Origin of the sequence: Acinetobacter sp. MF4642 (genome assembly GCF_002018925.1) — a bacterium.
GTDB lineage: Bacteria > Pseudomonadota > Gammaproteobacteria > Pseudomonadales > Moraxellaceae > Acinetobacter > Acinetobacter johnsonii.
In genome coordinates, this window is sequence record NZ_MVON01000054.1 from 1 (window position 1) to 6,006 (window position 6,006).

Here is a 6,006-nt window from a genome sequence, read left to right on the forward strand (position 1 = left end):
CAGGCTACCGAGAAAAAATAGACCACCGCAGCTATGCCGATCAAAATAATGGACTACAAGCAACCATCCACGAAGGCAGCAAAGTCACCCAATTACGCAGACAAGGCATAGACACTGAAATCAGCCGTTTTAATGACAACGTCAAACAACAAAATACCCAACAGCTTCACCAAGAAAAACAGCAGAAAGAGAGCGTTTTACAGCGAGGTTTAAACCGTGTTGATCAAGGTTTTGAACAATGGCAGAAGAACCAAGAAAGCAAACGCCTAGAACTGGAACACCAAGCCGAAATACAACGACAGCAAAAACTAGAACATCAACAAGCCGAGCGAGCTACCCGTAAGGCATCACAAGACTTAGATCAGGGCGGAATGTCATTATGAGCAACCAAAACGATGATTTAGATGTAAATGATCAATTATATATTTTATTGGCATCTATGAAGGAATACAGAGAAGCCATAGCAGACGATAACAAGCGATTAGAGACGTTTTATAGCAAAGTAGCTAGTGGAGTGCTAGAACAGAGTAAAAAGACCCTAAATAACGCGAATCAGGAAGCTACACGCACCCTTCAAGGCCGTATTCATGAATTAGACAAAGCTACCGATAAACTGAACTACAGATTCATTGCCCTATTATGTGCAATTTTCCTTAGTCTGGTGTTGGTTTTCCTATCTTTCATATTTTTATTCATTCCAAGTTTTGACGAGATTAAAGAACGTCGTGCAGAAGCAGCTTGGCTAGAGCAAAGATATAATCTAGATATTAGAAATTGCAATGGTAAATCTTGTGTCCGGATCATGAAAAATGACTGTCACGGGCCAAACAAAGATTATTGTGTGATTGATCCTAAATAATGCTTGTTAAAGCGGAGCTGCAAGCCAATAACCGTGCTTGGTACAAACATCTGGGATAGATTGGAGTTTTGTTGGGTACATACCTCCACCAAGTCTGATTTCATCGCCTATAAAAACTTTATGGTTATTAAATTTATTGGTAATACTGATCCTACCATCATTTGTATATTCTAATTCACTGCTATTAGCCCAAATAATAAAAGGATCAGTATCACTGTTTAGACGAATACAACCATGTCGATCTAAATGTAATTTTCCACCTGTCATTGAGAGCATATAAATCTTTGTTTCAGGACTTTGCTTAATAAAAATTACAGGTTTTACAGGTTCTATAGCATCAGAAACTAAGGCAGGCTTTGCTATACAGCCAGTAAGCACAGAGATGACGAAAAAACTATGGAATAGATTGTATATTTTCATACTTAACCAAATTATGAGATAGGACAGTACTTTGCTTGGTTTCTTTCATTTTTCAATTTATACCGGTGCACGCAAAGTGGCTCGACTTTGAAACATGGCTAAAGCCACATTTCAAAGCATCGAGCTAAATTTTAATTAAACACGTTTCAATGCCATGATATGGCGAACCATCTCGTTAATATGCTGTTTTGTTTCATTATCTTGAGAACTTAGCCAAGTTACAACATCTGCATCAAAAGCTTTTGCTTGAGCAATCGCATGGCGTTCTTGTAATTTTTTCACAAATTTTGGTTTTACTACTGGCGCATTGGTAGGGTCAAAATTTTTATAGCGTTCTAATTCATTTTGCATGGTTATACCTCCGCTTTTGATTGTGCGATGGCTCAAAAGCAGTAATGATTCTTGCAACATCACCACGTTCAACCCAAACCACTGTTAGTAGTCTACCACGATTGCTTAGACCGATTGATATTAGCCGTTGCTCATCGTAATGACCAAGATCGTCAAAGGATATCAGCTCTGGATCAAGAAAAACGCTACATACTTCTTCAAAAGTAATTTCACGCCCTCGATAGACTATTTCCATTTTTTTATCGTGCCATTCAAATAGCAGACCGTAATACTCAATCAAGGGCATGTTTAGCCTTTTTCCTAGATTTACAACTTCTAAAATTCTACTTAGAGGGTGTTACTTATTCAATAACGCATTAATTTAAATGGGTTCTAACATCTAAATTTCGTATAACAGCCATTATGTTAAATAGAATCAAAAAACCTCCAATAAAATCGTTATAGTATTATTATTTATTGAGTAGATAAGAGAATTAAATTAGTGAAATACTCAAATGAAAAAATAGTAAAAGCTCTCTTACTTTCTCCTTTACCACTACTTTTTTTCACAGCAGTCCTGTTTATCGTAATGAATCAGGAATACAGCCTATACTCGATTTTAGTGGTTCTTGTAGGGCACGGTCTTGTCTACTTGGCTTATTGTATTTTGACTGTACCTTTCAGCTTCATATTCTCAATTCTTTTAAATCGTTATAACAGTCTTAATTTATTAACTATCTGTATTGCCTCTATAATTATTGCTACTCCATTTTTTATTCTTTTTGGATGGAGTCACACAGGAGAAATTTCGAAAGAGTGGTGGAAGATGTATACAGATACATGGACTATCTTTATGGCTCTATTTCCTGGCTTATGTTATTGGCTATTTCTGATTAACCTAAAAGATAAGAAATCAAAGAATATTGAATAAACCATTGCATAGAGATTCTTAAATTTCCCTAAAATTAACATAATACACCTTATACGAAATGCGTTATAATTATCTTTAGAAATCAATGCTGTAGTTTCTAGTTGATAGCTCATCTTCCCCAAGGTGGGCTTTTTTTATGATTTTTAACGTTCCACGCCTATTCTTTGATCAATGTTTCACAACTTTGATTAGCTCCATTAAATAATTAAAACCTAGATAATAAGAACCGAGCGAGTGTCTACGAGCGATTGAGCATCATCAAAATTTCACGCTCGCCTTTTCTCTGATTACAAGCTCACTTTCGATTTTAAACGGTAGGTACAGAGCATCCCGAATGGGTGCGAACTTTGGAGCTTTTGCTTTTCAAAAAATATGAGCGAAGCGAATACATTATCAATGCTTTTACTTTTGAATATCACAAACAGTATTAATTAAAAACTGCCCCTCGAAGCGAGGAACGAGCTTCAATAGAGTACGAGCTTTAGCGAGTACCTAGGGCAGTTCCACTCCCCTGCCAAAAGGCTTTTAATTATTTTTAAAGCTTTTAAATGCTTTTAGACCCTATGAAAGCATTGGTATCAGAGGGTTTCAATCTCAATAAGCACACAAATTCTCTTGTATAAGCACACAAATTCTCTTGTATAAGCACACAAATTCTCTTGTATAAGCACACAAATTCTCTTGATTTACACACACATTATATGTAGTGTTTAAATACACATTAATAATAACGTGTATTTAATATGAAAAATGGTTTAGTTGTGAAAGATAATGCATTAATAAACGCCAGTTATAATTTAGAACTAACAGAACAGCGTTTAATTATGCTGGCGATAATTAATGCAAGGGAATTAGGACAGGGCATCACGGCAGATAGCAAACTAGAAATACATGCTAGTGATTATGCAAAGCTCTTTAATGTATCGGCAGATGCATCCTATAAAGCTCTAAAAGAAGCTGTAAACAATCTATTTAATAGACAGTTTAGCTATACAGCAGAATACAAAAAAACAGGAAAAGTGGGTGTTGTTCGCTCTCGTTGGGTTAGTCGTATTTTTTATGTAGATGACTTAGCGCTATTAGAAATTACTTTCGCACCTGACGTAGTGCCGTTAATCACTCGATTAGAAGAACATTTTACGAAATACGAAGCCAAACAAGTTGCACACTTAACCAGTAAGTACGCCACCAGACTTTATGAATTATTAATCGCCTGGCGTGAGGTTGGTAAAACACCAATTTTTGAACTGCAACAATTACGTAAAAATTTAGGTGTTGAAGATGATGAATATCAACGTATGCATCATTTTAAAAACCGTGTATTAGACACAGCTATTACCCAGATCAATGAGCATACGGATATAAAAACCACTTATGAACAGCATAAGCAAGGGCGTACCATCACTGGGTTTTCATTCAGGTTTAAGCAAAAAACACAGCCGAAAATTGAAATTAAACGTGATCCCAATACCCCTGATTTTTTCATCAAAATGACCGATGCTCAGCGCCACTTATTTGCCAATAAAATGTCTGAAATGCCCGAAATGAGCAAATACTCACAAGGTACGGAAAGTTTTCAGCAATTTGCTATTCGTATCGCTGACATGCTTTTAGAGCCTGAAAAGTTCAGAGAGCTTTATCCATGTTTAGAAAAAGCAGGGTTTCAAGCATGATGAAATTAACCAACCTATTAGAAGAACTTCACGGCACACAAGCTGAATACCTCGATATCGTAAATTATGAAATTGCGAGGGAAAATATATGCGGTTATATCTTCCTATTATCCCGAATATCCCAAAATGCCGAACCCACCGAAAAAATGCAGATGGAAAGCAAAATAGAGGACTTAATTTACTATCGGGATAATTTGCAGATCGAAGATAAGAAAAATATCCAAAAGGTCTTAAATGAGCTAATTCCAGAGTATAAAGCCGAACAAGAAAACAAAGAGCTAAGAAAAATTAGGCTTTCTTCTTAGCTTTACTTTTTTGCTTTGGCTTAACAATAAATTGCTCTCCCAAAGCCTTACCTTGTTTAAAAGTAACGATTTCCTTAGCTTCAATTTTAAGTTTTTCTCCAGTTTTAGGATTGCGTCCCATTCTTTCTGGACGTTGTTTTACTGAAAAAGTACCAAAATCAACTAATCGGACATTTTTTTCTTCAACTAGGGCTTCTGTAATGACTTCAAGAACAGAATTAAGAACAACTCTTGCTTCGTCTTGATTAATATTTAATTTAGGTGCTAATTTGGCAATTAAATCGGCTTTATTCATAATTAATTTTCCTCAATATTTGGTAAGTCAAAAAGCTGTCTATCTCTATTTTCAGTTAAATATTCATTAAGTTCCATGAGTATTTTTTCTTTGTTAGCTTCATTACTTTGCATCTTTTTAATTAAATAAGAACCGAGCAAAATTTTACGTCGAGTATCATCCTTTCTTTCTTGCTCTTTTTGCTTCGATCTTTCTCTAGCTTCGATAGCTTGTTTTTGTGCTTTTAACTGTTTTAGCTTCTCTAACTGAGCTTCAATTTTCTTTTCGATATTTTCGGCTGATTTGGTCATAACGGTTCATTTCGGGATATAGGAAAACCACTCAAGCATAAGAACCTATGAATTGAAATTCAAGCGGTTAATATGCTATCGTGTTTTTCATGAAATGCGCACTTACGACTTGGATTTCATCCAAGTCAAAGTTTGCGTAAGGGGATACCCCTTAACCCCAAAAGCAAAAGCACCCCAAGGTGACTGCATGGCAATTTATCATTGTTCCACTAAAACGGTTAACCGAAGTTCGGGACGAACTGCGGTTGCATCATCTGCATATCGTGCAGGGGAAAAATTAGAAGATGAACGCACAGGACTGACCCATGACTTTACGAGAAAAGATGGTGTCGCCCATTCTGAAATTCTGTCTAATTTAGATATTGAAATTGACCGTGCTGAGCTTTGGAATTTGGCAGAAAAAACCGAAAACCGCAAAGATGCCCGAACCGCTAGAGAATGGGTCATTGCCCTACCTGATGAATTAGACGCTGATCAACGTAAGGACTTGGCAAAAGACTTTGCCAGGTCCTTAGTTGATCGCTATGACGTGATCGCAGATTTAGCCATCCATGAACCCAGCAAAGGCGGTAATGATAAAAACCACCACGCCCATATCATGCTCACCACCCGAAAGGCAGAACTGGACACAGATAATAAACTCACCCTGACCACCAAAACCGATATTGAACTCAGCAACGCCAAACGAAAAAGCCTTGGTATGGGTACAACCCAAGAAGATATTAAGCAAATTCGAGAAACATGGGCAAACTTAGCCAACAAGGCATTGGAACGTGCAGGCTACCGAGAAAAAATAGACCACCGCAGCTATGCCGATCAAAATAATGGACTACAAGCAACCATCCACGAAGGCAGCAAAGTCACCCAATTACGCAGACAAGGCATAGACACTGAAATCAGCCG

The 6,006-nt window shown here is 36.9% G+C and carries 10 protein-coding genes and 1 pseudogene; 6 read left to right on the forward strand and 5 right to left on the reverse strand.

Features of this window, described 5'->3' with window-relative positions:
- Positions 1-383 (forward strand): annotated as a pseudogene (locus MF4642_RS15995) (MobA/MobL family protein); the annotation flags it as partial.
- Positions 380-859 carry a hypothetical protein gene (locus tag MF4642_RS16000; RefSeq protein ID WP_004647569.1) on the forward strand — a complete coding sequence of 160 codons (480 nt, stop codon included), beginning with the start codon at positions 380-382 and terminating at the stop codon, positions 857-859. The pseudogene MF4642_RS15995 and the gene MF4642_RS16000, both read left to right, overlap by 4 nt.
- A 6-nt stretch (positions 860-865) precedes the next feature.
- Here MF4642_RS16000 and MF4642_RS16005 read toward each other — a convergent pair whose 3' ends face one another.
- The 3 genes from MF4642_RS16005 to MF4642_RS16015 form a co-directional block, all read right to left on the reverse strand.
- A complete protein-coding gene (locus MF4642_RS16005; RefSeq protein WP_004647568.1) occupies positions 866-1,279 on the reverse strand; it encodes a hypothetical protein in 414 nt (137 codons plus the stop codon).
- 135 nt (positions 1,280-1,414) lie between these two features.
- Positions 1,415-1,630: a hypothetical protein gene (locus MF4642_RS16010; RefSeq protein WP_004647566.1), complete on the reverse strand. Its 216-nt coding sequence runs from the start codon at positions 1,628-1,630 to the stop codon at positions 1,415-1,417.
- The gene (locus tag MF4642_RS16015; RefSeq protein ID WP_004282231.1) at positions 1,620-1,916 is read right to left on the reverse strand and encodes a BrnT family toxin; all 297 of its coding nucleotides are present in this window, start codon (positions 1,914-1,916) and stop codon (positions 1,620-1,622) included. Before MF4642_RS16015 ends, MF4642_RS16010 begins: the two co-directional genes overlap by 11 nt.
- Before the next feature lie 195 nt (positions 1,917-2,111).
- On the opposite strand from MF4642_RS16015, the gene MF4642_RS16020 reads away from it, so the two are divergent.
- The 3 genes from MF4642_RS16020 (at position 2,112) to MF4642_RS16030 (ending at position 4,518) form a co-directional block, all read left to right on the forward strand.
- Complete coding sequence (locus tag MF4642_RS16020; RefSeq protein WP_000877730.1) at positions 2,112-2,540, forward strand: hypothetical protein; 429 nt, start codon at positions 2,112-2,114, stop codon at positions 2,538-2,540.
- Between the two features lie 743 nt (positions 2,541-3,283).
- Entirely contained in the window at positions 3,284-4,213 is a 930-nt protein-coding gene (gene repM / locus MF4642_RS16025; RefSeq protein ID WP_004647575.1) for a replication initiation protein RepM, read from the forward strand.
- Positions 4,210-4,518, forward strand: coding sequence for a hypothetical protein (locus MF4642_RS16030; RefSeq protein ID WP_004647574.1), 309 nt, complete (start codon positions 4,210-4,212; stop codon positions 4,516-4,518). The genes repM and MF4642_RS16030 overlap by 4 nt, the downstream gene beginning before the upstream one ends.
- Here MF4642_RS16030 and MF4642_RS16035 read toward each other — a convergent pair.
- Together MF4642_RS16035 and MF4642_RS16040 are read right to left on the reverse strand one after the other, a co-directional pair.
- Positions 4,502-4,813 carry an HU family DNA-binding protein gene (locus tag MF4642_RS16035; protein WP_004647573.1) on the reverse strand — a complete coding sequence of 104 codons (312 nt, stop codon included), beginning with the start codon at positions 4,811-4,813 and terminating at the stop codon, positions 4,502-4,504. The genes MF4642_RS16030 and MF4642_RS16035 overlap by 17 nt on opposite strands.
- Before the next feature lie 2 nt (positions 4,814-4,815).
- A complete protein-coding gene (locus MF4642_RS16040; RefSeq protein ID WP_004647572.1) occupies positions 4,816-5,103 on the reverse strand; it encodes a hypothetical protein in 288 nt (95 codons plus the stop codon).
- A 187-nt stretch (positions 5,104-5,290) separates the two neighbouring features.
- Here MF4642_RS16040 and mobQ point away from each other — a divergent pair.
- Positions 5,291-6,006 (forward strand): MobQ family relaxase (gene mobQ / locus MF4642_RS16045; RefSeq protein ID WP_078426833.1); only part of this gene is annotated, 716 nt, incomplete at its 3' end.